This window comes from Bradyrhizobium sp. Kon56 (assembly GCF_055807635.1).
Map to the genome: position 1 here is coordinate 1 of NZ_JBVVOU010000506.1, position 257 is coordinate 257.

1 protein-coding gene is annotated in these 257 nt (G+C 56.8%); it reads left to right on the top strand.

Annotation, left to right across the window (positions count from 1 at the left end; genetic code table 11):
• The coding region (locus AC0L3B_RS39845; protein ID WP_473383403.1) for a hypothetical protein at nucleotides 1-257 on the top strand (257 nt) is incomplete at both ends.

Here is a 257-nt window from a genome sequence, read left to right on the forward strand (position 1 = left end):
CGCCGATCCGTATCGACAAGGCCTATTCCTGGGATGCGCCGCTGGCAGCACACGGGCTCATGCACACGGTCATCCGTAATGCCTGGGCCGGCGATCCTTACAGGATCGATACGCTAATGATGTACATGTCCAACATGGCCTGGAACTCGTCGATGAACACCGTCGAGACGATGGCGATGCTGACCGACAGCGACGAGGCCGGAAACTACAAGATCCCCTTCATCATCTATTCCGACGCCTATTATTCCGAGACCGTG